The following is a 25,472-nucleotide window of genomic DNA, read 5'->3' as shown; positions in this document are numbered from 1 at the left end:
AAACACGTATAATTATAAAAAAACATGTTGACATTTAGACGTGGCATTTACTATAATGGTTATTGTGTTCATTGATAGGTCCCGGTAGCTCAGCTGGATAGAGCAATGGCCTTCTAAGCCATCGGTCGGGGGTTCGAATCCCTCCCGGGACGTAATTAAAGCCTGTAACTTCAAAGTTACAGGCTTTTTTATTTTCTTAAATACCTTTATTTATACTTCATGAAAGATTACTTTACTGATTATGTTGGGTATACGATATACACGTATTAAAAAAGTATATAAAGGAGTTTAACGTATGGATAAAAATCATATTATTTTATTGATTAACGAAGATTTAGTCAGTATGGATGAAGAATTTAGAGATGAACCTTATGACATTTATTATCAACCGAATGAAGGGCAAATTTATATGTCTGTAAGTGGTATGGAATACGACGGTTACGATAAAGAGGCGTATATAATTGCTAAAATTGAAAATCAAGAAGTTGTGAATTGGTATATTTAAAAAGCACCCATAATATTGGGTGCTTTACTGCTTATATTAATCTACTAATTTTAGTCTTTCTTTTAGAGCATTAAATATGACTGCACCAATCATACCAACGATTAATGTCGATATGAATATCGCGATGACTGATGGCCAATATGGTATCCCTAATACAGATTTCAGCATGAGTGATACGATAAGCCCACATACAACTGCGTATTGTACGACGTTTATCCATAAGTTTTTAATAAAGTAACTAATTGTATACGAAACGACCGCACATCCTACTCCGACAAGAACGTCGATATACCCGAGTGGTGAAAAGAAGTTTGCAACTGTTACACCTACGATCATTCCAGGTATAAATTTTCGGTTTATAAACGGAAGAATAGCGAGCATTTCTGACACGCGGACTTGTATCATTCCGTGACCGATGGGGTTAATTGTCGTTAAGACGACATACAAAGCGGCGATACATGCATTAATTGCAAGATCTTTTGAAGTAAATTTCATTGTAATTCTCCTTAGTTTTTTATACAGGGAAGTTTTCGAACCTGTTTCAATGTGAAATTATAGCAAAACACATTAAAAATTACTATAGTATAATGAAGACAGTAAAAGATTAGGAGTATATAGATGAGTAAATTTGATGAAATGATTTTAGTAGTAAATAGAAAAGATTTATTTAATGATGAAGCACATGCGTTTAACGGTTTTTTAAGTCAATCTGATGCACGTTTTAATGAAATCACGAAGACGTTAGATGACTATGAAATTAAACGCCGTGGAGATATGGAAGAAGACGAGTCGTATAAACAACTCGTATCATATACGATTGTTGAAAGTGAAGATGAAACGCTCGTTTATAAACGTTTAACAGGTGGCGGTGAATCTCGTTTACATGGACTTCATTCAATCGGTGTCGGTGGACATATGAACGATATTGAATCTGAAGAAAACATTAAAGAAAAAATGTTTGAAAACGCAGCGCGTGAACTACAAGAAGAAATTGGCTTAGAAAAGAAAGACTTAAACGCCTTTGAACTAATCGGTTTAATTAACGATGATACAAACGAAGTCGGACGTGTCCATATTGGACTCGTATTTAAAGTAAATGTCGACAAAGAAAAAGTATTTACGAATGAAGAAGACACGCTACAACTTATATGGTCAAAAAGAGAAGAGTTAAAAGAGTTAGGAAACTACGAAACGTGGAGTGAACTCATCATTCGTGATTTATATGAATAATTTAACATCACACCCACGGTTTATTAAAAAAATCGAACGTGATTTAAAAGCACTCTATCATGATAATGATTTTGATTTATTCATAGAAAAATTTTCGGAATATAGCACGATAATCGATCATATAGATATTACTTTAGTCGAAATGTATTATGATGTGTTAATTCAAAAAAACGAATATGAAAAAATGTATAAATACGCACAGCTTTGTTTTCGAACGAAAGAAATGTCACGTGATGAAGCGGAACTTCATCTGAACATGATCCTTCAAGCGTTATTCAATTTAGAGTTATATGAAGAATTACTCGAATGGTCTAATATCGTTACTGTGACAGGTAAAGAGAGTGGGATGGCAGCCTCACTTATACAATTTGCGACACATTGCAAACATTATGCGACAGAAGAGTTAAAGAAAAGAAATACGATGACGCAACCAAATGAAAATAATGATGAAGTGTTTAATACGGTAGATATTGATATAGATGAGTATTTAAACGCCGAAAATCCGACACTTGTCATCGCTGCGGTTGAGCATTTAATCGATTTAAAAGATGAGACATATGGTGATGATGTTTATAAATTACTTCAATCGGAAAGAGATATGAGTGTAGCATCACTGATGGTCATTTATTTAAAAGAAATAGAGTATGACGGTGTCATTCATCTAGAAAAATTTGGTGAAACGTTTGATGCACATACGAGTGAATTTAAACAATTTGAGAAATCTGCAAAAGTTGAACCGACGATTCGTTGGATCGTCGAAGAGGGTCAGCTTCGCTTTGACCACGAGGAACGCATACAACAAGCGATTGAAATATTTTTAAACATTAGTTTACTATGGTATCCTCTTAAAGTGCCGTTCACACCTAAAGAACTAGCAAAAGGGTTTATATCGTATACAAAAATGTTAAATAACGAATTACCCATGCATTCGTTTAATGGTTTTGTGGCGGATTGGATACTAAAAATTGAAAAAGAAATTCATAAGTAGTCGATACTTTTATTGAAAAATCGATTATGTTACAATGAATAGGTTAATTAAAATGTAAAATAACGGAGGAAATGATTATGTCTCAAACACAAACTTGGGAAAAGAAAGAAGGAAACGTAGGTACATTAACAATTACAGTACCTTCTGAAGATTTTGACAAAGCTTTAGACCAAGCATTCAACAAAGTAAAAAAAGATATTCAAGTACCTGGATTTAGAAAAGGTAAAATTCCTCGTCAAATGTTCGAAAAACGCTTTGGCGTTGAATCATTATATCAAGACGCTTTAGATATCGTTTTACCAGGCGCTTATAGCAAAGCGATTGATGAAACAGGTATTAAACCAGTCGATCAACCGAGCGTTGATGTTAAAGAAATTGAAAAAGGCAAAGATTTAGTACTTGAATTAGAAGTGACTGTAGAGCCAGAAGTAGAGCTTGGTGAATACAAAGGACTTGAAGGTAAAGAAATCGATGCCGAAGTATCTGAAGACGATGTAAACGAACAAATCGAAGCGTTACTCGGTCAATATGCTGAGCTTGTCGTTAAAGATGGCGAAGTTGCTGAAGGTGACGTTGCAAACATCGACTTCAAGGGCTTCGTTGATGGAGAAGCATTCGAAGGCGGAGAAATGGAAGGACACGACCTTGAAATCGGTAGTGGTACATTCATTCCTGGATTTGAAGATCAGTTAATCGGTCTTAAAGCTGGAGAAGAAAAAGACGTAGAAGTTACTTTCCCAGAAGAGTATCAAGCAGAAGAACTTCAAGGTAAAGACGCAACGTTTAAAGTAAAATTAAACGAAGTAAAAGAAAAAGAAGCAAAAGAACTCACTGACGAATTTGTTAAAGAAGAATTAGAAGGCTTTGAAGGCGTTGAAACAGCTGACGAAGTTAAAAAACAAATCGAAGAAGACTTAAAGAACTTTAAAGAACAAGAAAGAGATTATGAATTAAGAGAATCTCTCGTTGTTCAAGCAGCTGAAAATGCGAAAATGGAAATTCCTGAAGCAATGGTTGAAAGTGAACAACAAAGAATGCTTCAAGAATACGAACAACGTCTTGCTCAACAAGGGTTAAACTTAGAGTTGTTCGAGCAAATCTCTGGTCAAACGAAAGAAGACTTACTCGAGCAAATGAAAGACGACGCGTTTAAACGTGTACGTACTGGTTTAACTTTACAAGCAATTGCACAAGCTGAAAACATTGAAGCGACTGAAGAAGATGTCGATAACGAATTACAAAAGTTAGCAGACCAATTCCAAATGGCAAAAGACGACATCAAAAAAGTACTCGGTGATTTATCTGTCATTGAAAATGATATTAAAAACCAAAAAGCAATTGAGTTCTTAGTAGATAACAGAAAACAATAAAATCAAGAAAAGCTCTATACATGGATGTGTATAGAGTTTTTTTATCAATACAATTTATTTGAAAGAGTCGGTATAGTATAGTAATATACGTAAGAGCGAAAGGTCGGTGTATACATGTTTAAATTTAACGAAGATGATCAAGATCTAACATGTAGTTTCTGTGGTAAAAACCAAGATCAAGTTCAAAAACTGATCGCAGGAAGTGGCGTTTACATTTGTAATGAGTGTATTGAATTATGCCACGAAATAATTGAAGAAGAATTAAAAGACGCACCACAAGAATTTTTAACTGAAATTCCTAAACCAGGTGAAATTCAAGCAGCTCTTGATGAGTATGTCATCGGGCAAGAAAAAGCAAAGCGTGCACTCAGTGTTGCGGTATATAATCACTATAAACGTATTAACCATGAAAGTGATGACGATGTAGAAATTTCTAAAAGTAACATCGCTTTAATTGGACCAACAGGTTCAGGTAAAACATTACTCGCACAAACTCTAGCACGTACGTTAGAAGTACCGTTTGCGATTGCAGATGCGACAAGTTTAACTGAAGCGGGTTACGTTGGAGATGACGTTGAAAATATTTTACTCCGTTTAATCCAAGCAGCGGATTATGATATTGAACGTGCTGAAAAAGGAATTATTTACGTCGATGAAATCGATAAAATTGCTCGTAAAAGTGAAAACACGTCAATTACTCGAGATGTTTCCGGTGAAGGGGTACAACAAGCATTACTTAAAATTTTAGAAGGAACAGTTGCGAGTGTACCACCACAAGGTGGCCGTAAACATCCAAACCAAGAATCGATTCAAATCGATACGAAAGATATTCTGTTCATCCTCGGTGGAGCTTTTGATGGTATTGAAGAGATTATTAAACGCCGTATTGGTGCGAAAGTAATTGGATTTGGTAGCGGCGAAGAAAATGTCGATACGAATGAAGAGTTAATGGCATTAGTTCGTCCGGACGACTTACAAAGCTACGGGTTAATTCCTGAGTTTATTGGTCGTGTACCGATTATATCGAATTTAGAAGAGCTCGATACAGACGCACTGACTTCAATTTTAACAGAACCAAAAAATGCGTTAGTGAAACAATATAAACGTATGCTTGAACTCGATGATGTTGAGCTAGAGTTTGATGACGATGCACTCGTTGCGGTCGCGAAACTTGCGATAGAAAGAAAAACAGGTGCGCGTGGATTACGTTCAATTATCGAAGAGCGTATGGTAGACATTATGTTTGACGTACCGTCAAATGATAATATTTCTAAAGTTAAAATTACGAAAGATACGATTGTGAATGAAACAGATCCTTTAGTATATGATGCTGAAGGTAACGAAATTCACTTAAATGAACAGAGTGCATAATTTATTAGGCTGTCTTTTATAAGACGGCCTTTTTTTAGAGGTGGAGTAAATGGAATTAAATCCAAACAAAATTGAATTTTTAATATCGGCAGTAGCAAAAGAGCAATATCCTGAAACACATTTACCAGAAATAGCGATGGCAGGGCGTTCAAACGTCGGTAAATCGAGTTTTATCAATGCGATATGTGGACGTAAAAATATCGCGAGAATTTCAAGTAAACCAGGTAAAACGGTGACGTTAAACTTTTATAATGCGGATAATCAATTCGTATTTGTCGATGTTCCAGGCTATGGTTACGCAAAGCAATCTAAAAAAGAACGTGAAAAATGGGCATCGATGATAGAGAATTATTTTATTCATAGAGAGACGTTGCATGCGTGTGTTCAAATTATTGATTTACGTCATCCGCCGACAAACGATGACGTTTTAATGTATGACTTTTTAAAGCAACTCGATATACCAACAATTGTCGTAGCAACTAAATCAGACAAATTACCTAAAAGTAAATTACAAAAACACGTATCAATTATCAAAAAAGAATTAGAATTAGAACCTGAAGACGTCATTATCCCATTTTCTTCAACTGAGAAGTACAATGTAGATAAAGTGCTCGATGCAATTGAGGAGAGAATCTAACAAATTATTGAACATTGAGCCAAAAACCTAAATGAAGGTCCTATATTTGATACTATTATATAAGTGAAAATATTTAATTAGTAAGTAAGGGGCAATCTAAATGCATGTTATTGCACTTAGTATAAACTATAGAAAAGCAAGCGTAGATGAACGTGAACAACTTAATTTTAGTGATCATGATATCGTACCAGCACTTCATACGTTACGTGATCAAAAAAGCATATTAGAAGCGGTAATTTTTTCAACGTGTAACCGAACAGAATTATATGTCGTGACTGATCAAGTGCATACAGGATCTTATTACACGAGAAACTTTTTAAGTGAGTATTTTAACATACCACTAGAAACTGTTAAAAACGTGACAGAGTTAAAAGTGAACGATGAAGCAATTCATCACTTATACCGGGTTGCTGCAGGGTTAGATTCAATGGTGCTCGGTGAAACGCAAATTTTAGGTCAAATTAGAGATGCGTTTATACTCGCACAAGAAGAACATACGACTGGCAAGATTTTTAATCGATTATTCAAAGAGGTTATCACAATCGCAAAGCGCGGACATAGTGAAACAGATATTTCTAAAAATGCCGTGTCTATGTCATATGCAGCAGTAGAACTCACTAAGAAGATTTTTACAAATATTCAAGATGTTAAAGTTCTCGTACTTGGTGCGGGAGAAATGTCAGAAGAAACGTTATTAAACTTAACGTCTAATGGTGTGAGTGATGTAACAGTTGTAAACCGTAACCCAGATAACGGCAAACAACTCGCAGAACGTTATTTAGGGCAATTTAGACCGATGGACGAATTAGAAGATGCACTGAAAGATACAGATATCGTCATCTCAAGTACAGGTGCACCGAACTTTATCATTACTGAAGAAATGATTAAAAGAGTCCGTAACGTCGATGATGAGCGTTCACTCATACTTATTGATATCGCTGTACCGCGTGATATCGATCCAAATGTTAATAACGTAAATAACGTCCATCATTATAATGTCGATGATTTAAGTGGAATTGTCGATGATAATTTAAAAAAGAGAAAAGAAGAAGCTAAAAAAATTAAAGCGATGATAGACACATCAATTCAAGAATTTTTAAACTGGGTTGAAATGCAAGGTGTACGACCTGTAATCGAAGCAATGCGTACGAAAGCATTAAACATACATGAAACGACGTTTGAAAGCATCACGAATAAGTTACCAGATTTAACTAAACGTGAAAAGACGATTATATCTAAACATATGAAAAGTATTATTAACCAAATGTTACGTGATCCTATTACGTACACGAAAGAACTCGCGGATGAACGTAAAGGCGCAGTACAGTTAACAGAGCTGGAACATATTTTTGGTATTGAATCTATCGTTGAAGATATTCATAAAAGACATTATGAATCGTTACAAGCGATTGAAAAACTAAGAAAAGAAAAACAAAATGTGAGAAAGTAGGCCAATCATGAAAACAGTTGTAGTCGGGACGAGACGTAGTGGTCTTGCAAAAACTCAAACGATGCAATTAATTGAATCGTTAAAAGAAAAGAATCCAGAAGTAAACTTTGAAGTAAAAGAAATCGTAACTAAAGGAGATAGAATTGTCGACCGTCAATTAAGTAAAGTTGGTGGTAAAGGTCTATTCGTTAAAGAAATCGAACACGCACTAAAAGTTGGAGATATTGACATGGCAGTACACTCGTTAAAAGACGTACCGAGTGAATTACCAGAAGGGTTTAAACTTTCAGCTGTACCAGTTCGTGAAGATAGACGTGACGCATTTTTATCGAATGGAAATGTGTCATTTAAAGATTTAAAACCAGGTTCAATTATCGGAACGTCAAGTTTACGTCGTGCAGCTCAACTTCAACAAATGCGTGATGATATTACGGTGAACTGGGTACGTGGAAACATCGACACGCGTATTCAAAAGATGCGTGACGGTGAGTATGACGCGATCATCCTCGCTGCAGCTGGTTTAAAACGTATGGGCTGGAGTGATGATGTCGTCACTGAATACTTTGATCCTGAAGAATTTATACCAGCAGTTGCGCAAGGCGCATTAGGCGTAGAAATTCGTGAAGATGATAAAGAAATGCACGAAATATTACAGACGATTCACCACGATGAAACAGCAACTGAAACGACAGCAGAGCGTACATTCTTAAAACGAATGGACGGTAGTTGCCAAGTGCCAATCGGAGCAAATGCACAATTTGTAGATGGTGAATTATATTTAACTGGTCTCATTATGAGTGAAGATGGTAATGAGAAGTTTCTCGTTAAAAAATCTGGAGACGATCCGGTTGTACTCGGTAATTTAGTTGCTGACGAAATGGAAAAAATCGGTGCAAAAGAAATTATTGATGAAATCAACAAAAATAAATAAAAGAGTCGTCGTTACTCAAAGTCATTTTAGAGATGTCGAAACATCTTTAGATTTAATTCATCTACCGATTATTACGTTTAAAAAATTACCGTATGATAAATCGATATTAAATAAACAATATGATTACGCCGTAATTACGAGTAAAAACACCGTCCGCTTCTTTAAAGACGAGTTAAATATGCTCGATGTAAAACATATCGCGTCTATTGGTAAAACGACGTCAGAAGCGCTCGTCGAAGCGGGATTCCACGTTGACTTTGAGCCGAGCGATTATACGCAAGAAGGGTTTAAAGAAGAGTTTAAAGTGGAAAAGGGAATGCGTGTACTTTATCCTGCAAGTAAAGATAAGCGTTCAATTATGCGAGATTACTTTATAAGTGAAGGTGCAGAACTAACGGATTTACCGTTATACGCACCCGCATCGAATGATATTACGATAAGAGAGTTAAAACGTATACTCAGTGATATTGACGGTATCACATTTTCTAGTCCGTCTGGAGTCCACGCTTTTATGGAGCATTTTAATAGAGAAGACTTAACAGACTTAAAAGTAATTTCTATTGGGCACGTCACTCAAAGTGCTTTATTATCTTACGGTGTAAAAACGAAGATACCAAAAGAAGCGACATTAGAAAGTATGATTAACGAAATGGAAAAGGAGTTTCAAAATGAAATTTGATAGACATCGCAGATTAAGAAAATCAGAATTTATGAGAGATTTAGTGAGAGAAACATCATTACGTAAAGACGATTTAATTTATCCGATTTTCGTCGTGGAACGTGATAACGTAAAAAAAGAAATTCCATCGATGAAAGGTGTTTACCAAATCTCGTTAAATTTACTTGAAGAAGAACTAAAAGAAGTTTATGAACTTGGTATTAAATCGGTTATTTTCTTCGGTGTGCCAAATCATAAAGACGACGTTGGTAGTGGTGCATATGATGAAAATGGGATTGTTCAAGAGGCATGTAAACTATCTAAAAAATTATATCCTGATTTAATTGTTATTTTAGATACTTGTCTATGTGAATACACAGATCATGGACATTGTGGTGTCATCGATCCAAACAGGAAAGACGTTGATAATGACAAAACATTACCGCTCTTAATCGAGACAGCAGTGTCACAAGCTAAAGCAGGTGCTGACATTATTGCACCATCAAACATGATGGATGGTTTTGTTACAGAGATTCGTAAAGGATTAGATGATGCAGGTTTTTATCATATTCCGATTATGAGTTACGGTATTAAATACGCATCTAAGTTCTATGGTCCATTTAGAGATGCAGCAGAATCTACACCATCATTTGGTGACAGAAGAACATATCAAATGGATCCGGCAAACCGTTTAGAAGCACTACGAGAGCTAGAGAGTGATACACGTGAAGGTGCAGATATGATGATTGTAAAACCTGCACTTTCATATCTTGATATTATCCGTGACGTTAGAAACAATTCGAATTTACCAATCATTGCATATAACGTCAGTGGTGAATACTCGATGACTGTTAATGCGATCGAACAAGGTTTACTAGATGAAGATGTTATCGTAGAACAAATGTTATCTATTAAGCGTGCAGGTGCGGATATGATTATTACGTACTTTGCAAAAGACTTATGTAAAAAAATTAACGAAGGAGCAATTTAACGATGTACCAAAAATCGAAACAATTATTTGATGAAGCAGTTCATTTAATGCCAGGTGGAGTTAACTCTCCAGTTCGTGCGTTTAAATCGGTAAATATGGATCCGTTATTTATCGACAGCGCAAAAGGTGCGAAAGTGAAAGACGTTGATGGTAACGAGTATATTGACTACGTATTAAGCTGGGGTCCGTTAATTTTAGGTCACACTGATGAAGAGGTTGTTGAAGCGATTAAACAACAAGCTGAAAAAGGGTCTTCATTCGGTGCACCTACAGCGGTAGAAAACGAACTCGCAAAACTCGTCATCGACCGTGTACCGTCAGTTGAAATGATTCGTTTTGTATCTTCAGGTACTGAAGCAACACTTGCAGCACTTAGACTTGCTAGAGGTTATACAAACCGCAATAAAATCTTAAAATTTGAAGGATGCTACCACGGGCATAGTGACTCACTGTTAATCAAAGCAGGTAGTGGTGTTGCGACACTTGGTTTACCAGATTCACCAGGAGTTCCTGAAGGTACAGCTAAAAATACGATTACTGTTCCATATAACGATAAAGAAAGCTTAAAAGTCGCATTTGAACATTACGGTGACGACATTGCAGCGGTGATTATGGAACCAGTCGCAGGTAACATGGGAGTTGTTCCTCCAGTAAATGATTTCTTACAATATGTGAGAGACATTACGAATGAATATGGTTCACTATTAATTTTCGATGAAGTAATGACAGGTTTTAGAGTTGGATATAACTGTGCACAAGGATACTTTGGTATCGATCCAGATATTACTTGTTTAGGTAAGGTCATTGGTGGTGGACTACCTGTCGGTGCGTTCGGTGGTAAAAAAGAAATTATCGAACGTATCGCACCGGCTGGAGATATTTACCAAGCAGGTACGTTATCAGGGAACCCACTTGCGATGACAGCAGGGTTACACACGTTAAAACAACTCAATAAAGAGAGTTATGACCACTTTAATCATTTAGGAGATATGATTGAAGAAGGACTAACAGAAGTCTTTAAAGAGTTTAACGTACCATTTACAATTAACCGTGCAGGTTCTATGATTGGATTCTTCTTAACAGATGGTCCAGTTGAAAACTTTGAAGATGCAAATGGATCAGACTTAAAATTATTTGCTAAACTATATCCTGAAATGATTAAAGAAGGGGTATATTTACCTCCATCACAATTCGAGGGAATGTTCCTTTCAACAAAACATACTGAGGAAGATATTAAGTTTACAATTGAGGCGTTTAGAAACGCACTTTCACGTATTATGAAATAGGTATTGCTTTCGTTAGAAAAAATGTGCATAATTTAATATATAAATATGTAAGAGAGTAGGATGACTATGCCAATTCAAAAGAAAGATAAAAGACAACCTGCTTCAGAACGATTAGTATATTGGTTAATGCCTGTAGTAGCGTTTCTTTTACTGTTACCAGTACTTATTTATCATCTATAAGAGACAATACCTCGAGATTTCTCGAGGTATTTTTATATTGAGGTGATGGTGTTTGAGATTTTTAAAATTATTATGTCTTCTTGTGTTTATCGTATTAATAGGTGCTGTATTTAAGTTTTTCTCAATACCACTCGCATACTTGTTTGCGTCAATTATCGGAACGCTATTATTTATACGTATTATCGATAATGATATATATTTTCCAAAACCATTTGCGAATTCCGGTGTATTTGTAATGGGGATTCAAATTGGTACATCATTTACATTACCCGCGATTATTAAAATGACAGATGACTGGTACAATATCGTTATTATTACAATTTTAACGCTTCTGCTCGCTTTACTTTTATCGATCCCGTTTCGCTATTTAACGAATTCAACGGTTGAAACCGCAGTGTTAGCGAGTGTTCCAGGTGCTTTAAGTCAGATGATTATAATGGCAGAAGAAAATAAAAACGCAGATCTAATGCTCGTTTCATTGACACAGACTTCAAGAATCGTTTTTATCGTCATATTAGTGCCGATGATTACACATTTTTCTCAAAGTACTTCTGTCAGTAAAATTACTGAAGTGCCAAACTTATCTGAAGTGTTTTCAGTATATATGTTACTCATACCAATAGCAGGATATGTGATGTATCGTTTATTACGTAGGATAAATTTCCCAGCAGCAATCTTGCTCGGTCCAATGGTCCCAACAATCGTATGGAATTTAATAACGGAAGCACCATTTACGCTAGATTTTGTGCTCATTGCATTTGCACAAATTTTATTCGGTATTCGAATTGGAATGCAGATTACGACGTTATTTAGTCAACTTTCACTACGTGACATATGTGCAATTGTCATACAAAACATCGGCTTAATCTGCGGAAGTATGATACTTGTTATCATCTATACGATGTTTACGTCTCATGAATTTACGAGTTTATTTTTAGCGGCAGCTCCAGGAGGTCTCGCTCAAATTATCGTCGTTGCGATGGAGAGTGGTGGAGATATTGCGATGATTTCAAGTTATCACTTGTTTAGAATATTCTTTATCATCCTAATTGTCGTACCGATCGTTCATTATCTTTTAATGAGACCACGTGCTCAGAAAAGTTGACTTAAACGCGTGAATACAATAAAATTAACGTAGTTAAATATGAAGAGTAGAAGTAGTAGTATCATAAATGTCTTCAGAGAATATGCGGTTGGTGAGAGCATAGTCATAGTGATATGAAGTAGTCTACGTGTAGAATTTATCTTGAATGTATAGTAAAGATAGACGTTTAGTGAGCGTTAATCATAATTAAGTGTGGCATATTTATGCCAAATTTAGGTGGTACCACGGTAATCCCGTCCTATTTAGTAGGGCGGGATTTTGTCATTTAAAGAAAGAGGTTGATATAAATGGATATGCCAACGAAGTATAATCCAACAGAAGTTGAAAAAGGAAAATATGAAACATGGGTGGAAGCAGGTTATTTTGAATCAGATGTAACGTCAGATAAACCACCATTTACAATCGTTATCCCACCGCCAAACGTAACAGGTAAGTTACATTTAGGTCACGCATGGGATACGACACTACAAGACATTATTACACGTCAAAAGCGTATGCAAGGTTTTGATACGTTGTACTTACCAGGTATGGACCATGCCGGTATCGCAACGCAAGCACGTGTAGTACAACGACTTAAAGAAGAAGGCATTGATATTCACGATTTAACACGTGAAGAATTTTTATCTCACGCGTGGAACTGGAAAGAAGAATATGCAGGCCACATCCGCGATCAATGGAAAAAATTAGGTCTAGGATTAGACTATAAAAAAGAAAGATTCACGTTAGATGAGGGGCTTTCTAAAGCAGTACGTAAAACGTTCGTTAATATGTATAACAAGGGACTCATTTACCGCGGTGAATACATCATTAACTGGGACCCAGAAACACGTACAGCGTTAAGTGATATTGAGGTCATTCATAAAGAAATCGAAGGAAAATTTTACCATATTAAGTATCCATATAGTGATGGTAGTGGTTATATAGAAATCGCAACGACACGCCCAGAGACGATGCTCGGTGATACTGCGGTTGTCGTACATCCAGACGATGAAAGATATCAAGATATTATTGGTAAAACAGTAATTTTACCACTGATGGAACGTGAAATTCCTGTGATTACTGACGATTACGTCGATATAGAATTTGGTACAGGTGCAATGAAAGTCACACCAGCGCACGACCCGAATGACTTTGACTTAGGTAATCGTCACAATTTAGAACGTATTAACGTTATGAATGAAGACGGTACGATTAACGAACTCGGTGGGGAATTCGTTGGAATGGACCGCTTTGAAGCACGTAAAGCGATTGTGAAAGAATTAGAAAAAAGAGACCAACTCATTAAAATAGAATCCCACATGCATAGTGTCGGACACTCAGAACGTAGTAATGCAATTGTCGAGCCGTATTTATCGACGCAGTGGTTCGTTAAAATGGCACCACTTAGAGATGAAACACTCGAAAACCAAGAGACGGACAATAGAGTTCATTTCGTACCGAACCGTTTTGAAGGTACGTTTAACCGCTGGATGGAAAACGTTCATGACTGGGTAATTTCAAGACAGTTATGGTGGGGGCACCAAATTCCAGCATGGTACCATAACGAAACTGGTGAAATGTACGTCGGCGAAGAAGCGCCAGAAGATATCGAGAACTGGACGCAAGATAAAGACGTATTAGATACTTGGTTCTCAAGTGCATTATGGCCGTTTTCTACGTTAGGTTGGCCAGAAGAAACAGATTTACTTAAAAAATATTATCCAACAAACGTACTCGTTACTGGATATGACATTATATTCTTCTGGGTATCGCGTATGATCTTCTCAGGTCTTGAGCAAACTGATCAGCGCCCGTTTAATGATGTATTATTACATGGACTAGTTCGTGACGAACAAAATCGTAAAATGTCTAAATCTCTAGGTAACGGAGTAGACCCGATGGACGTGATTGATAAATACGGTGCAGATGCACTTAGATACTTCTTATCAACAGGTTCTACACCAGGGCAAGACTTACGTTATAGCGATGAAAAAGTTGAGTCTGTGTGGAACTTTATCAACAAAATTTGGAACGCATCTCGATTTGCGTTAATGAATATTGGTCCAGAATTTAAACATGCTGACATTAACTTAGAGGGCGAAAAAACAGTTGCTGACGAATGGATTTTAACGCGCTTAAACGATACGATTCGTGAAGTGACTCGTCTATTTGAAAAATACGAATTCGGTGAAGTTGGTCGTATTTTATACCACTTCATTTGGGATGATTTCTGTGATTGGTACATTGAAATGTCTAAAATCTCAATGAACGAAGGTACTGAAGAAGAAAAACAAATGACGCGTTCAGTATTACTTTACACACTTGATAAAATTCTAAAAATGTTACATCCGTTTATGCCGTTTGTCACTGAAGAAATTTACCAAGCGATTGATAATAGTCAATCTATCGTCGTGAGTGAGTGGCCGACGGTTGATGCGTCACTATCTAACGAAGAAAGTAATAAGACGATGAGTTTACTCGTAGACATTATTAAATCAGTACGTCAAACGAGAAATGAAGTGAATACACCACTATCTAAGCCGATCGATATTAAAATTGAAATTAAAGATGCAAACAGTCGAGCACTTATTGAAGAAAACAAACACTATATCACTCGATTCACAAATCCTGAAATGTTAGAAATCAGCGAAAAAGTGAACATTCAAGACGATGCAAAAACTCAAGTTGTTAAAGGTGCAACTGTCGTTTTACCACTTGAAGGTTTAATCGATATAAACGAAGAACTCGAACGTTTAGAAAAAGAACTCGAGCGTTTAGATGGCGAATTAAAACGTGTTAAAGGTAAATTAAGCAATGAAAAATTTGTGCAAAATGCACCGGAAAAAATCGTAAATGAAGAGCGTGAAAAAGAAGCTTCATACAAAGCGCAATATGAAGATGTTGAAGCTCGACTAAACGGGTTAAGAGGTAAGTAACATGAATTATGATGAGACGTTAGAATGGATACACAATAGAGGAAAATTCGGCATCAAACCAGGCGTTAAACGCATGGTTTGGATGCTGAATGAACTAGATAACCCACAAGACAATATTACAGGCGTACATGTCGTCGGTACGAATGGTAAAGGTTCTGTAGTATCGTATATACGTAGTGCGTTAAATGAAAATGATTATTCAGTTGGAACATTCACTTCACCTTATATTGAAGTGTTCAATGAACGCATTTCAATCGACGGTACGCCGATTTCTAACGAAGATCTCGCACACGTTGCCAATATCGTACGTCCTGTGAGTGAACGAATGGCTGAAGAGACTGAACTTGGACAAGCGACAGAATTTGAAATTATTACGACGATGATGTTTGTGTATTTCGGTAATGTCCATCCAGTAGATATCGTAGTAGTAGAAGCGGGAATTGGTGCGACTCATGACTCAACGAATGTATTTAAACCAGTCATGACCATTTTAACGAGTATCGGTAAAGATCATACAGATATATTAGGAGAAACACTCGTCGAAATTACGAAAGACAAAGCTGGAGTTATTAAAGAAAATACCCCGTTTGTGTATCATGTCGATGATACAGATTCAAAACAAGTCATTTACAAAGTATTAGAAGAAAACGATGCGAAAGGTATAGAGCTCGGAAGAGACATTATTTTACTAGATAATGACAAGGAGTTTTCGTTTAAATATAACGATTATGATTTTAACGATATTCAGTTAAAAATGCTTGGATACCATCAGATGCAAAACGCGAGCTTAGCTCTCGCATCACTTCTTGAAATGCATGATTTAAATATTGTAAATTTAGATATGAATAAAACAGTCCACGGTGTTGAAGACGTCACATGGGTCGGTCGAATCGAAGTATTACAAGAAGACCCGACGATTATTATAGACGGGGCGCATAATAAAGAAGCGGTTGACGTTTTAATTAAAACGATCAAAGATAATTATGCGGATAGAAAGATTACAGTTCTATTTTCATGTGTCGACGGAAAACCAATTCAATATATGGTCGATGAACTCGCATCAATTGCAGATGAATTTGTCGTGACTGAATTTGATTTTTATCGTAAAAAACCAGTTCAAGACATTTATGATGCCGTGAATCATCCGAATTTAAAACAAGTCGATGATTATATAAAATTTGTCGATCAGTTTGATGGTGATGTATTGCTTTGTACAGGTAGTTTATATTTCATCAGTTATATTAAACAACACTTTTCTAACAAATAAAAAAATCCCAAATTAGTATTTACTAATTTGGGAATTTTTTTACTCTTCATCACGTAAATATTTTTGTTCTTCTTTAGCATCTTGAAGTTTAAGTTCTTCTAAGATTTCACGTAATAATAATACTTCTTCTGCAGTTTCTGGTTCTTCTTCTTTTTCTTCAAAGGCACCGAATGTAGCTTTGTTTACGATTTTAACAAACATAAACACAGCAAAACCGATGATTAAGAAGTCGATAATTGATTGAATGAATACACCGTAAGTAATACCGTTCCATTCCCATGCAGATGCGAAATCTGTGTTACCAAATATTAATGCAATAAGTGGCATGATAATATTCGCTACAAGAGAATCGACGATTTTACCAAATGCTGCACCAATTACGACCGCTACTGCTAAATCTAATACGTTTCCGCGCATCATAAATTCTTTAAATTCTTTAATCATTAAATACACTCCTAAATTAAAACCTTTATATATTATACATTAAAATGATGAAAAGTATATGTTTACATCCATAATAAACGAATTGTTATTGTTTTATTCTTTTCCATAACTAAATCTTATACTTAGATATAGGTAGTTCGTATTGAAAAATAATGTTTATATGTTTCAAAATGAGCTGTAAACAGTTACAATTAAATTAACGTATATATTCTGGGGGGAAATTTTATGGCAAACAATTTACAAGAAAATGCAAAGCGCACATTGAATGTAAATGGGGTTGAGAAGACATACTACTCACTCAGATCTTTAACAGATGCTGGGCATAGTGATGTTGAACAGCTACCATATTCTATTCGTGTATTATTAGAATCTGTGTTACGTCAATACGATGGACATTCTATTCAAGAAAAACATATCGAGTCTCTTGCGAACTGGGACAAAGGTGATTTACAAGGTAAAGAAGTACCGTTTAAACCATCACGTGTAATTCTTCAAGACTTTACAGGTGTACCAGCTGTCGTGGACTTAGCGTCATTACGTAAAGCGATGAATGACAAAAACGGTGACATTCAAAAAATTAACCCTGAAGTACCAGTGGACTTAGTCATCGACCACTCAGTACAAGTTGATGCATACGGTACACATAGTGCACTCGTTAAAAACATGGAATTAGAATTTGAAAGAAATAAAGAGCGTTACGAATTTTTACGCTGGGCAGCTGAAGCGTTTGATAACTATCAAGCAGTGCCACCAGCTACAGGTATCGTTCACCAAGTAAACTTAGAGTACTTAGCAAACGTCGTACATGACCGTGATGATGTCGTATTCCCTGACTCACTCGTTGGTACAGACTCACATACGACAATGATCAACGGTTTAGGAGTACTTGGATGGGGTGTTGGCGGTATCGAAGCTGAAGCAGGAATGCTCGGTCAACCAAGTTACTTCCCATTACCTGAAGTTATTGGTGTTAAATTAAAAAATCAATTACCAGAAGGTGCAACAGCAACAGACTTAGCATTACGTATCACTCAAATGTTACGTGAGCACGGCGTTGTTGGTAAATTCGTTGAGTACTTCGGTGAAGGGGTATCAAACTTACCACTTGCTGACCGTGCAACGATTTCAAACATGGCGCCAGAATACGGTGCAACGAACGCATTATTCCCAGTCGATGAGGAAACATTAAACTACCTAAGACTAACTGGTCGTTCTGAAGATCATATTCAATTAGTGGAACAGTATTTAAAAGAAAACGACTTATTCTTTAATCCAGATAAAGAACCGACATATTCAGAAGTGCTTGAGCTAGATTTATCAACAGTAGAGCCTTCATTATCAGGACCGAAACGTCCTCAGGACTTAATCTTACTTACAAAAATGAAAGAAGAATTTGAAGCTTCTGTAACGAGAGAAAATGGTAACCACGGTCACGGATATTCTAAAGAAATCTTCGACCAAAAAGTCGACGTTGAGTATAACGACGGTGGAAAAGAAACTCTTAAAACAGGTGACTTAGTCATCGCTGCGATTACATCTTGTACGAACACATCTAACCCGTACGTAATGTTAGGTGCAGGATTAGTTGCTAAAAAAGCAGTCGAAAAAGGATTATCAGTTCCTAAGCACGTGAAAACTTCACTTGCACCAGGTTCAAAAGTAGTTACTGGATACCTTGAGAACTCAGGTCTTCAAGAGTATCTAGATAAGCTAGGGTTTAACACTGTTGGTTACGGTTGTACGACATGTATCGGTAACTCAGGTCCATTACGTGACGAAGTAACAGAAGCAATTACTGAAAACGACATGCTCGTATCATCAGTATTATCTGGTAACCGTAACTTTGAAGGACGTATCCACCCATTAGTTAAAGCGAACTACTTAGCGTCACCACAGCTCGTAGTTGCTTACGCTTTAGCAGGTACAGTTGATATCGACCTTTATAACGATCCGATTGGACAAGATAAAGACGGTAACGACGTATTTATGAAAGATATCTGGCCATCAATTCAAGAAGTAAGAGACACTGTGTATGAAACAGTAACACCAGAATTATTCAAACGTGAGTATGAGACAGTATTTACATCAAACGAAACGTGGAACAACATTAAAGTAACAGATGCACCATTATACGACTTCTCTGATGATTCAACGTATATTCAAAACCCAACATTCTTCGAAGATTTACCAGAAGAAGCGGGCAAAGTTGAAGCATTAAATGACCTTAAAGTTCTTGCGAAGTTCGGTGACTCTGTAACGACAGACCACATTTCTCCAGCAGGTGCGATTGGTAAAGATACACCAGCAGGTAAATGGTTAATTGAACAAGGTGTATCACCACGTGACTTTAACTCATACGGTTCTAGACGTGGTAACCATGAAGTAATGGTACGTGGAACATTTGCGAACATTCGTATTCGTAACCAAGTTGCACCAGGAACTGAAGGTGGATACACAACTTATTGGCCAACTGGCGAAGTAATGAGTATTTACGACGCAGCTATGAAGTATAAAGAAGACGGCACTGGTTTAGTTGTACTTGCTGGTGACGACTACGGAATGGGATCAAGCCGTGACTGGGCAGCTAAAGGTACAAACTTACTCGGTGTGAAAGCAGTACTTGCTGCATCATACGAAAGAATTCACCGTTCTAACTTAGTTATGATGGGTGTATTACCGCTTCAATTCGTTGAAGGTAAACACGCTGAAGACTACGGTTTAGAAGGAAACGAAACGTTTAACATCCCTGTAAACGAAGATGTTAAACCAGGAGATATCATTACAATCACTGCGACTAAAGAAGATGGAAGCACTGTAGATATCGATGTTAAAGTGAGATTTGACTCTGAAGTAGAAGTAGACTATTACCGTAACGGTGGTATCTTACAAATGGTACTTAGAGACAAACTTAAAAACTAATTTGTCGAATATAAAAGGCCAAGACATTTGTCTTGGCCTTTATTTCTTTTTAAATAAGTATGCTTTTGGTTCAGTTTTGTTTTTAATCCGCTTCATGTTTGGTATGTGTTTAAAGACGATAAGTATAAATAGTATTCCTGATACGATTTTAAGTGCTAAGTTATTTGTAAACAACGATAGTATAAAGAGCATCGTTACGCCAGATACACTTGCAAGTGATACGTAGTGGAATACAGTTAAGACGATTAAAAAACAGAGTAAAATAATTAAAAAGATGAGAGGCGCAACGGCCATGATCACACCGGCACCAGTTGCGACAGCTTTTCCACCTTTAAACTTTAAAAATATAGAATATACATGGCCAAGTGCTGCACATAATCCAAATATAATGACCGGTATATCTACGTTCGCCCACATCGCTACATATACTGGAATTGCACCTTTTAAAAAGTCTAATATTAAGACGATAATCCCTGATTTCTTACCTAAAATTCTAAACGTATTCGTCGTACCGATATTACCGCTTCCGTGTTGTCTTATATCGACGTTATAAAACACTTTTCCGATAATGTAAGCAAACGGAATCGCGCCAAAAATATATGAAGCAATAAGTAAAACGATTGTTGATAATTCCATTTGACACCCTCATTTTTAATAGTAGGTAATAATATTTTAACACATCTCGCTCGTGTGTATATAATTATTAATGAAGCGTCTATAATAATGTTATGTAAACTTATAAAATATGTTAGAGGTTTTCAAATTGAGGGAAGTACTATAAAATATAAGAAGAGATTTTAATTCGAACGTATGTTTGTAGGAGGTACGCGGTTGGCACATTCAAATTACTCAGATGACTCAATTCAAATATTAGAAGGCCTAGATGCAGTTCGTAAACGTCCAGGTATGTATATTGGATCTACAGACGCAAGAGGTCTTCATCATTTAGTATATGAGATTACAGATAACGCAGTAGATGAAATTATTAACGGCTATGGTAATAAAATAGAAATTACAATCAATAAAAATGGAAGTATTACTGTGAGTGATAACGGACGTGGATTACCGACAGGTATGCACCAAAGTGGTAAGTCGACTCCAGAAGTTATTTTTACTATCCTCCACGCTGGAGGTAAGTTTGGCTCTGGTGGATATAAAACGTCTGGAGGACTTCATGGTGTTGGTGCGTCCGTCGTAAACGCATTATCAGAATGGCTAGAACTTGAAATATGTAGAGACGGTAAACGATATAGTATGTCATTTAAAAACGGTGGAGAAGTTGACGAGCCGTTAAAAGAAATTGGCAATACGAATCAAACCGGAACGCGTGTTACGTTTAAGCCAGATCGTACGATTTTTAAAACGGGTACACAATTTAATTTCGAGACAATCGTTGATCGTATGAGAGAATCAGCATTTTTAGAAAAGAATCTAGAAGTGAGTATTACTGACTTAAATACAGATAAACATGAATTGTTTCATTACGAAGATGGCTTACTTTCTTTTATTAATTTCTTACATGAAGGTAAAGAAAACTTTGGTTCACCGATCGCGTTTTCTGGTAATCTAAACGGTATGCAAGCAGATGTTGCATTTCAATATAATGACCAGTACACAGAAACGGTCATGAGTTTTGTAAACAATGTCCGTACGAAAGACGGCGGTACGCACGAGGTTGGCTTTAAATCATCATTTACACGTATTTTTAATGATTTCGCGCGTAAAATTGGCGAATTAAAAGATAAAGACAAAAACCTCGAAGGTAACGATATTCGTGAAGGGGTAACAGCTGTCATTTCCGTTAAAATTCCTGAAGAGTTACTTCAGTTTGAAGGACAAACAAAAGGGAAGCTCGGTACACCTGAAGCGAGACAATTAATGGATCACGTTTTAAGTGAGAATTTACCATATATTTTAGAAGAGAACGGTGTTTTATCAGCTGAACTCGTTAAAAAAGCAATTAAAGCTAGACAAGTACGTGTCGCTGCACGTAAAGCACGTGAAGAGATGCGTAACGGTAAAAAATCGAAACGTCGTGACGTTTTACTATCTGGTAAGTTAACACCAGCTCAAAGCAAAAACAGAAAGAAAAACGAACTCTTTTTAGTAGAGGGGGACTCTGCAGGAGGTTCGGCGAAACTTGGACGCGATAGAAAATTCCAAGCGATTTTACCGTTAAGAGGTAAAGTGATCAATACAGAACGCGCACGTTTTGAAGATATCTTTAAAAATGAAGAAATAAATACGATTATCCATACGATCGGCGCAGGTGTTGGTAATGAGTTTGATATCGATCAAGTGAATTACGATAAAGTGATCATTATGACAGATGCAGATACGGATGGTGCACACATTCAAGTGCTACTTCTTACTTTCTTCTTTAATTATATGCGTCCACTTTTACATGCAGGTAAAGTGTATATCGCGTTACCTCCGTTATTTAAATTAGAGAAAAAACGTGGTAAAAAACAAGAGACTCGATATGTGTGGACAGAAGAGGAACTTGAAGCAATGAAAGAAGAACTCGGTGATAACGTTGAAATTCAGCGCTACAAAGGTCTCGGGGAAATGATGGCAGACCAGCTTTGGGAGACGACGATGGATCCAGAAAATCGTACACTCATTCAAGTTCTAATTGATGATGAGGCACTTTCGTTAAAACGAGTATCAACTTTAATGGGTGATAACGTTGAAATTAGACGTGACTGGATTGAAGAGAACGTCAGCTTTACGTTAGAAGATGACGCGTCAATACTCGATAGTGATCGTATTGACATTTTAGAGGATGGTGATAGTTATGCATAAACATATTCAACAATTAAAACTTGAAGACGTAATTGGTGACCGCTTTGGTCGATATAGTAAATACGTTATACAAGACCGTGCGATTCCAGATGTACGTGACGGATTAAAACCCGTACAGCGCCGTATTTTATATGCGATGTATAAAGACGGAAATACGTTTAACAAAGGATATCGTAAATCTGCGAAAACTGTCGGTAACGTAATTGGTAACTACCACCCACACGGTGAATTGAGTATATATGACGCGATGGTACGTTTAGGTCAAGACTGGAAGATGCGTGAAGAGCTCGTTCAAATCCACGGTAACAAAGGTTCAGTCGACGGAGACCCACCAGCAGCAATGCGCTATACTGAAGCGCGTCTGTCTGAATTATCAGGTGAGTTATTAAACGATATCGATAAAGATACTGTCGACTTTATGGATAACTTCGACGACACGGCAAAAGAACCGACAGTATTACCGTCAAAGTTTCCAAATATATTAGTGAATGGTTCAACTGGTATTTCAGCGGGTTACGCAACAGATATTCCACCGCATAATTTAGAGGAAGTCATTAACGCCACGCTAAAAGTCATCGATAAACCGACTGTAAAAACAAGTGAATTACTTGAAATTATGCAGGGACCTGATTTCCCAACAGGTGGGATTATTCAAGGTAAAAAAGAACTTCAAAAAGCATATGAAACAGGACAAGGTAGAATTGTCGTGCGTGCAAAAGTCGACGTTGAAACTAAACGTGGAGACAAAGTACATTTAGTCATTACAGAATTACCGTTTGAAGTAAATAAAGCAGCACTTGTTAAAAAGATCGATGAGATTATATTAGATAAAGAAGTCGATGGTATGTTAGAAGTGCGAGATGAAACAGACCGTGACGGTTTAAGAGTGATCATCGAATTACGTAAGGATTCAAATATCGATGCGATACTCAATTACTTATATAAAAAGACGAATTTACAAGTGTCGTATAACTTTAATATGGTCGCAATTAATAATCGCCGACCAAAACTACTAAGTTTAAAAGAGATATTAGAAGCATATATCGCACATCAAAAAGACGTCGTTTTACGTCGTTCTAAATATTTACTCGATGCAGCGTCAAAACGTATGCATATTATCGAAGGATTAATGCGTGCGTTATCGATACTCGACGAAGTTATTCGAATTATACGTGAATCAGAAAACAAGAAGAATGCGAAAGAAAACCTGATGAGCGCGTATGATTTTACTGAACGACAAGCAGAAGCAATCGTCATGCTTCAGTTATATCGATTAACTAATACGGATATCGTCGATTTAGAAAACGAACATGTCGATTTAGAATTCGAAATCAATATGTTAAAAGAAATAATAGATGATGAAAACACGCTTAAAAAAGTGATTAAAAAAGAGTTACGTGACGTGAGACAACAATTCAAATCAGAGCGCTTAACAGTCATCGAAGATAAGATACAATCACTTGAAGTCAATCGTGAGATGTTAATTCGAGAAGAGGATACAGTAATTACTGTGACACGTGACGGATACATTAAGCGTACAAGTCCGAGAAGTTTTGGAGCGAGTCCATTTGAAGAACTCGGTATGAAAGATGACGATGAGTTACTGTTCTTTAAAGAAGGACATACGCTAGAAACGTTACTCGTATTTACGAACCGAGGAAATTATATGGTAATCCCTGTCCATGAACTAGAAGAGATTCGTTGGAAAGACCACGGCGTACATTTATCAAGTAAATATAATATCGAAAGTAATGAGTATCCACTGTTTGCGTATGCGATTGAGTCGTTTGAGGAAGCGGCTTCTATCGTCATTACGACAAAACTTGGTCAAGTGAAGAAAACACCGTTAAAAGATCACGAAATGACACGTATTAACCGTGTGATTACAGCAATCAACTTAAGTAAAGATGACGCAGTCGTTAGCGTGGATGTTGTAACAGACAATACGAGCATATTGTTACTGACTAAAAACGGTATTTCACTTATGTTTAATATCGATGAAGTATCAGAAACTGGTCTTCGAACAAAAGGTGTTAAAGGCATATCGTTAAAAGAAGACGACAAAGTAGTATTAGGACAACTCGTAAAAGACAATGATTACTTGTTATCTGTGACGAATAGAGGAGCCGTGAAACGTACGAGTATCGACGTATTCGAACTCGGAAAACGTAGTCAAGTTGGTAAAATGTTATATAAAACAGTGAAGTCAAAACCGCATGAAGTAGTCCGTGCCACACTTTACAAAGGTAACTTTAAGATTTTCTTATTTAATGATGAGGAGCATGTAGATATTGAAGCAATGGATATTCGTTTATCCGACAAATACTCAAACGGATCCTTTGTGATTGACGAAGACAAATTTGGGGAGATAGAAACCGTAAACTTTTCTAAGTACTTAATACCTTAATCGTATTGTATTT

The 25,472-nt window shown here is 36.6% G+C and carries 20 protein-coding genes, 1 tRNA gene, 1 riboswitch and 1 other annotated feature; of the genes, 18 read left to right on the top strand and 3 right to left on the bottom strand.

Features of this window, described 5'->3' with window-relative positions:
* Positions 1 to 78: 78 nt before the first annotated feature.
* Both HMPREF3177_RS02040 and HMPREF3177_RS02035 read left to right on the top strand, forming a co-directional pair.
* Positions 79 to 152, top strand: a tRNA-Arg gene (locus tag HMPREF3177_RS02040).
* Between the two features lie 143 nt (positions 153 to 295).
* Positions 296 to 505, top strand: coding sequence for a hypothetical protein (locus HMPREF3177_RS02035; protein ID WP_068129357.1), 210 nt, complete (start codon positions 296 to 298; stop codon positions 503 to 505).
* 36 nt (positions 506 to 541) lie between these two features.
* On the opposite strand, the gene HMPREF3177_RS02030 is transcribed toward HMPREF3177_RS02035, so the two are convergent.
* Positions 542 to 1,000, bottom strand: a complete 459-nt coding sequence (locus tag HMPREF3177_RS02030) for a QueT transporter family protein (protein ID WP_068129359.1) — start codon at positions 998 to 1,000, stop codon at positions 542 to 544.
* 5 nt (positions 1,001 to 1,005) lie between these two features.
* Positions 1,006 to 1,050: riboswitch (PreQ1 riboswitch) on the bottom strand.
* A gap of 73 nt (positions 1,051 to 1,123) precedes the next feature.
* Here HMPREF3177_RS02030 and HMPREF3177_RS02025 point away from each other — a divergent pair.
* The 13 genes from HMPREF3177_RS02025 to HMPREF3177_RS01965 all read left to right on the top strand — a co-directional run bounded on the left by HMPREF3177_RS02025 (position 1,124) and on the right by HMPREF3177_RS01965 (position 16,884).
* Positions 1,124 to 1,735, top strand: coding sequence for an NUDIX domain-containing protein (locus HMPREF3177_RS02025; RefSeq protein WP_068129362.1), 612 nt, complete (start codon positions 1,124 to 1,126; stop codon positions 1,733 to 1,735).
* On the top strand, positions 1,728 to 2,723 hold the full coding sequence (locus HMPREF3177_RS02020) for a hypothetical protein (protein ID WP_070456700.1): 996 nt from the start codon (positions 1,728 to 1,730) through the stop codon (positions 2,721 to 2,723). Before HMPREF3177_RS02025 ends, HMPREF3177_RS02020 begins: the two co-directional genes overlap by 8 nt.
* 77 nt (positions 2,724 to 2,800) lie before the next feature.
* Positions 2,801 to 4,093, top strand: coding sequence for a trigger factor (tig, locus tag HMPREF3177_RS02015; protein WP_070456697.1), 1,293 nt, complete (start codon positions 2,801 to 2,803; stop codon positions 4,091 to 4,093).
* Between the two features lie 114 nt (positions 4,094 to 4,207).
* Complete coding sequence (clpX, locus tag HMPREF3177_RS02010) at positions 4,208 to 5,464, top strand: ATP-dependent Clp protease ATP-binding subunit ClpX (RefSeq protein WP_070456694.1); 1,257 nt, start codon at positions 4,208 to 4,210, stop codon at positions 5,462 to 5,464.
* Between the two features lie 49 nt (positions 5,465 to 5,513).
* Complete coding sequence (gene yihA / locus HMPREF3177_RS02005) at positions 5,514 to 6,101, top strand: ribosome biogenesis GTP-binding protein YihA/YsxC (protein WP_070456691.1); 588 nt, start codon at positions 5,514 to 5,516, stop codon at positions 6,099 to 6,101.
* Between the two features lie 100 nt (positions 6,102 to 6,201).
* Positions 6,202 to 7,551, top strand: coding sequence for a glutamyl-tRNA reductase (hemA, locus tag HMPREF3177_RS02000; protein ID WP_070456688.1), 1,350 nt, complete (start codon positions 6,202 to 6,204; stop codon positions 7,549 to 7,551).
* Between the two features lie 7 nt (positions 7,552 to 7,558).
* A complete protein-coding gene (gene hemC / locus HMPREF3177_RS01995; protein WP_040928670.1) occupies positions 7,559 to 8,482 on the top strand; it encodes a hydroxymethylbilane synthase in 924 nt (307 codons plus the stop codon).
* Complete coding sequence (locus tag HMPREF3177_RS01990; RefSeq protein WP_083286825.1) at positions 8,460 to 9,161, top strand: uroporphyrinogen-III synthase; 702 nt, start codon at positions 8,460 to 8,462, stop codon at positions 9,159 to 9,161. Before hemC ends, HMPREF3177_RS01990 begins: the two co-directional genes overlap by 23 nt.
* Positions 9,151 to 10,131, top strand: a complete 981-nt coding sequence (gene hemB, locus HMPREF3177_RS01985; RefSeq protein ID WP_070456685.1) for a porphobilinogen synthase — start codon at positions 9,151 to 9,153, stop codon at positions 10,129 to 10,131. Before HMPREF3177_RS01990 ends, hemB begins: the two co-directional genes overlap by 11 nt.
* 2 nt (positions 10,132 to 10,133) lie before the next feature.
* Positions 10,134 to 11,417: a glutamate-1-semialdehyde 2,1-aminomutase gene (hemL, locus tag HMPREF3177_RS01980; protein WP_070456682.1), complete on the top strand. Its 1,284-nt coding sequence runs from the start codon at positions 10,134 to 10,136 to the stop codon at positions 11,415 to 11,417.
* A 262-nt stretch (positions 11,418 to 11,679) separates the two neighbouring features.
* A complete protein-coding gene (locus tag HMPREF3177_RS01975; RefSeq protein ID WP_168161298.1) occupies positions 11,680 to 12,702 on the top strand; it encodes an AbrB family transcriptional regulator in 1,023 nt (340 codons plus the stop codon).
* 33 nt (positions 12,703 to 12,735) lie between these two features.
* Positions 12,736 to 12,946 (top strand) — a binding site (T-box leader).
* Between the two features lie 43 nt (positions 12,947 to 12,989).
* Positions 12,990 to 15,617: a valine--tRNA ligase gene (locus HMPREF3177_RS01970; protein WP_070456677.1), complete on the top strand. Its 2,628-nt coding sequence runs from the start codon at positions 12,990 to 12,992 to the stop codon at positions 15,615 to 15,617.
* Between the two features lies 1 nt (position 15,618).
* Positions 15,619 to 16,884 carry a bifunctional folylpolyglutamate synthase/dihydrofolate synthase gene (locus tag HMPREF3177_RS01965; protein WP_070456674.1) on the top strand — a complete coding sequence of 422 codons (1,266 nt, stop codon included), beginning with the start codon at positions 15,619 to 15,621 and terminating at the stop codon, positions 16,882 to 16,884.
* A gap of 39 nt (positions 16,885 to 16,923) precedes the next feature.
* Here HMPREF3177_RS01965 and mscL read toward each other — a convergent pair whose 3' ends face one another.
* Positions 16,924 to 17,328 (bottom strand): large conductance mechanosensitive channel protein MscL, encoded by a 405-nt coding sequence (gene mscL / locus HMPREF3177_RS01960; protein ID WP_070456671.1) that lies wholly within the window; start codon positions 17,326 to 17,328, stop codon positions 16,924 to 16,926.
* 225 nt (positions 17,329 to 17,553) lie between these two features.
* Here mscL and acnA point away from each other — a divergent pair, with 225 nt between their 5' ends.
* Positions 17,554 to 20,247: an aconitate hydratase AcnA gene (gene acnA, locus HMPREF3177_RS01955; RefSeq protein WP_070456668.1), complete on the top strand. Its 2,694-nt coding sequence runs from the start codon at positions 17,554 to 17,556 to the stop codon at positions 20,245 to 20,247.
* A 39-nt stretch (positions 20,248 to 20,286) separates the two neighbouring features.
* On the opposite strand, the gene plsY is transcribed toward acnA, so the two are convergent.
* Positions 20,287 to 20,883: a glycerol-3-phosphate 1-O-acyltransferase PlsY gene (gene plsY / locus HMPREF3177_RS01950; protein ID WP_070456666.1), complete on the bottom strand. Its 597-nt coding sequence runs from the start codon at positions 20,881 to 20,883 to the stop codon at positions 20,287 to 20,289.
* Positions 20,884 to 21,078: 195 nt separating this feature from the next.
* Here plsY and parE point away from each other — a divergent pair, with 195 nt between their 5' ends.
* Positions 21,079 to 23,052 carry a DNA topoisomerase IV subunit B gene (gene parE / locus HMPREF3177_RS01945; protein WP_371440527.1) on the top strand — a complete coding sequence of 658 codons (1,974 nt, stop codon included), beginning with the start codon at positions 21,079 to 21,081 and terminating at the stop codon, positions 23,050 to 23,052.
* The gene (parC, locus tag HMPREF3177_RS01940; protein ID WP_070456660.1) at positions 23,045 to 25,459 is read left to right on the top strand and encodes a DNA topoisomerase IV subunit A; all 2,415 of its coding nucleotides are present in this window, start codon (positions 23,045 to 23,047) and stop codon (positions 25,457 to 25,459) included. Before parE ends, parC begins: the two co-directional genes overlap by 8 nt.
* Positions 25,460 to 25,472 lie beyond the last annotated feature (13 nt).

This window comes from Nosocomiicoccus sp. HMSC09A07, assembly GCF_001808485.1.
Taxonomy (GTDB): Bacteria; Bacillota; Bacilli; order Staphylococcales; family Salinicoccaceae; genus Nosocomiicoccus; species Nosocomiicoccus ampullae_A.
The sequence above is the reverse complement of the archived record's forward strand: the minus strand, read 5'-3'. Positions and strand labels throughout refer to the sequence as shown.

What these genes read in the sequence shown, in the direction of transcription:
- HMPREF3177_RS02035 (WP_068129357.1), top strand. Translation starts at nt 296, where the DNA reads ATGGATAAAAATCATATTATTTTATTGATTAACGAAGATTTAGTCAGT.
- HMPREF3177_RS02030 (WP_068129359.1), bottom strand. Translation starts at nt 1,000, where the DNA reads ATGAAATTTACTTCAAAAGATCTTGCAATTAATGCATGTATCGCCGCT.
- HMPREF3177_RS02025 (WP_068129362.1), top strand. Translation starts at nt 1,124, where the DNA reads ATGAGTAAATTTGATGAAATGATTTTAGTAGTAAATAGAAAAGATTTA.
- HMPREF3177_RS02020 (WP_070456700.1), top strand. Translation starts at nt 1,728, where the DNA reads ATGAATAATTTAACATCACACCCACGGTTTATTAAAAAAATCGAACGT.
- tig (WP_070456697.1), top strand. Translation starts at nt 2,801, where the DNA reads ATGTCTCAAACACAAACTTGGGAAAAGAAAGAAGGAAACGTAGGTACA.
- clpX (WP_070456694.1), top strand. Translation starts at nt 4,208, where the DNA reads ATGTTTAAATTTAACGAAGATGATCAAGATCTAACATGTAGTTTCTGT.
- yihA (WP_070456691.1), top strand. Translation starts at nt 5,514, where the DNA reads ATGGAATTAAATCCAAACAAAATTGAATTTTTAATATCGGCAGTAGCA.
- hemA (WP_070456688.1), top strand. Translation starts at nt 6,202, where the DNA reads ATGCATGTTATTGCACTTAGTATAAACTATAGAAAAGCAAGCGTAGAT.
- hemC (WP_040928670.1), top strand. Translation starts at nt 7,559, where the DNA reads ATGAAAACAGTTGTAGTCGGGACGAGACGTAGTGGTCTTGCAAAAACT.
- HMPREF3177_RS01990 (WP_083286825.1), top strand. Translation starts at nt 8,460, where the DNA reads ATGAAATCAACAAAAATAAATAAAAGAGTCGTCGTTACTCAAAGTCAT.
- hemB (WP_070456685.1), top strand. Translation starts at nt 9,151, where the DNA reads ATGAAATTTGATAGACATCGCAGATTAAGAAAATCAGAATTTATGAGA.
- hemL (WP_070456682.1), top strand. Translation starts at nt 10,134, where the DNA reads ATGTACCAAAAATCGAAACAATTATTTGATGAAGCAGTTCATTTAATG.
- HMPREF3177_RS01970 (WP_070456677.1), top strand. Translation starts at nt 12,990, where the DNA reads ATGGATATGCCAACGAAGTATAATCCAACAGAAGTTGAAAAAGGAAAA.
- HMPREF3177_RS01965 (WP_070456674.1), top strand. Translation starts at nt 15,619, where the DNA reads ATGAATTATGATGAGACGTTAGAATGGATACACAATAGAGGAAAATTC.
- mscL (WP_070456671.1), bottom strand. Translation starts at nt 17,328, where the DNA reads ATGATTAAAGAATTTAAAGAATTTATGATGCGCGGAAACGTATTAGAT.
- acnA (WP_070456668.1), top strand. Translation starts at nt 17,554, where the DNA reads ATGGCAAACAATTTACAAGAAAATGCAAAGCGCACATTGAATGTAAAT.
- plsY (WP_070456666.1), bottom strand. Translation starts at nt 20,883, where the DNA reads ATGGAATTATCAACAATCGTTTTACTTATTGCTTCATATATTTTTGGC.
- parC (WP_070456660.1), top strand. Translation starts at nt 23,045, where the DNA reads ATGCATAAACATATTCAACAATTAAAACTTGAAGACGTAATTGGTGAC.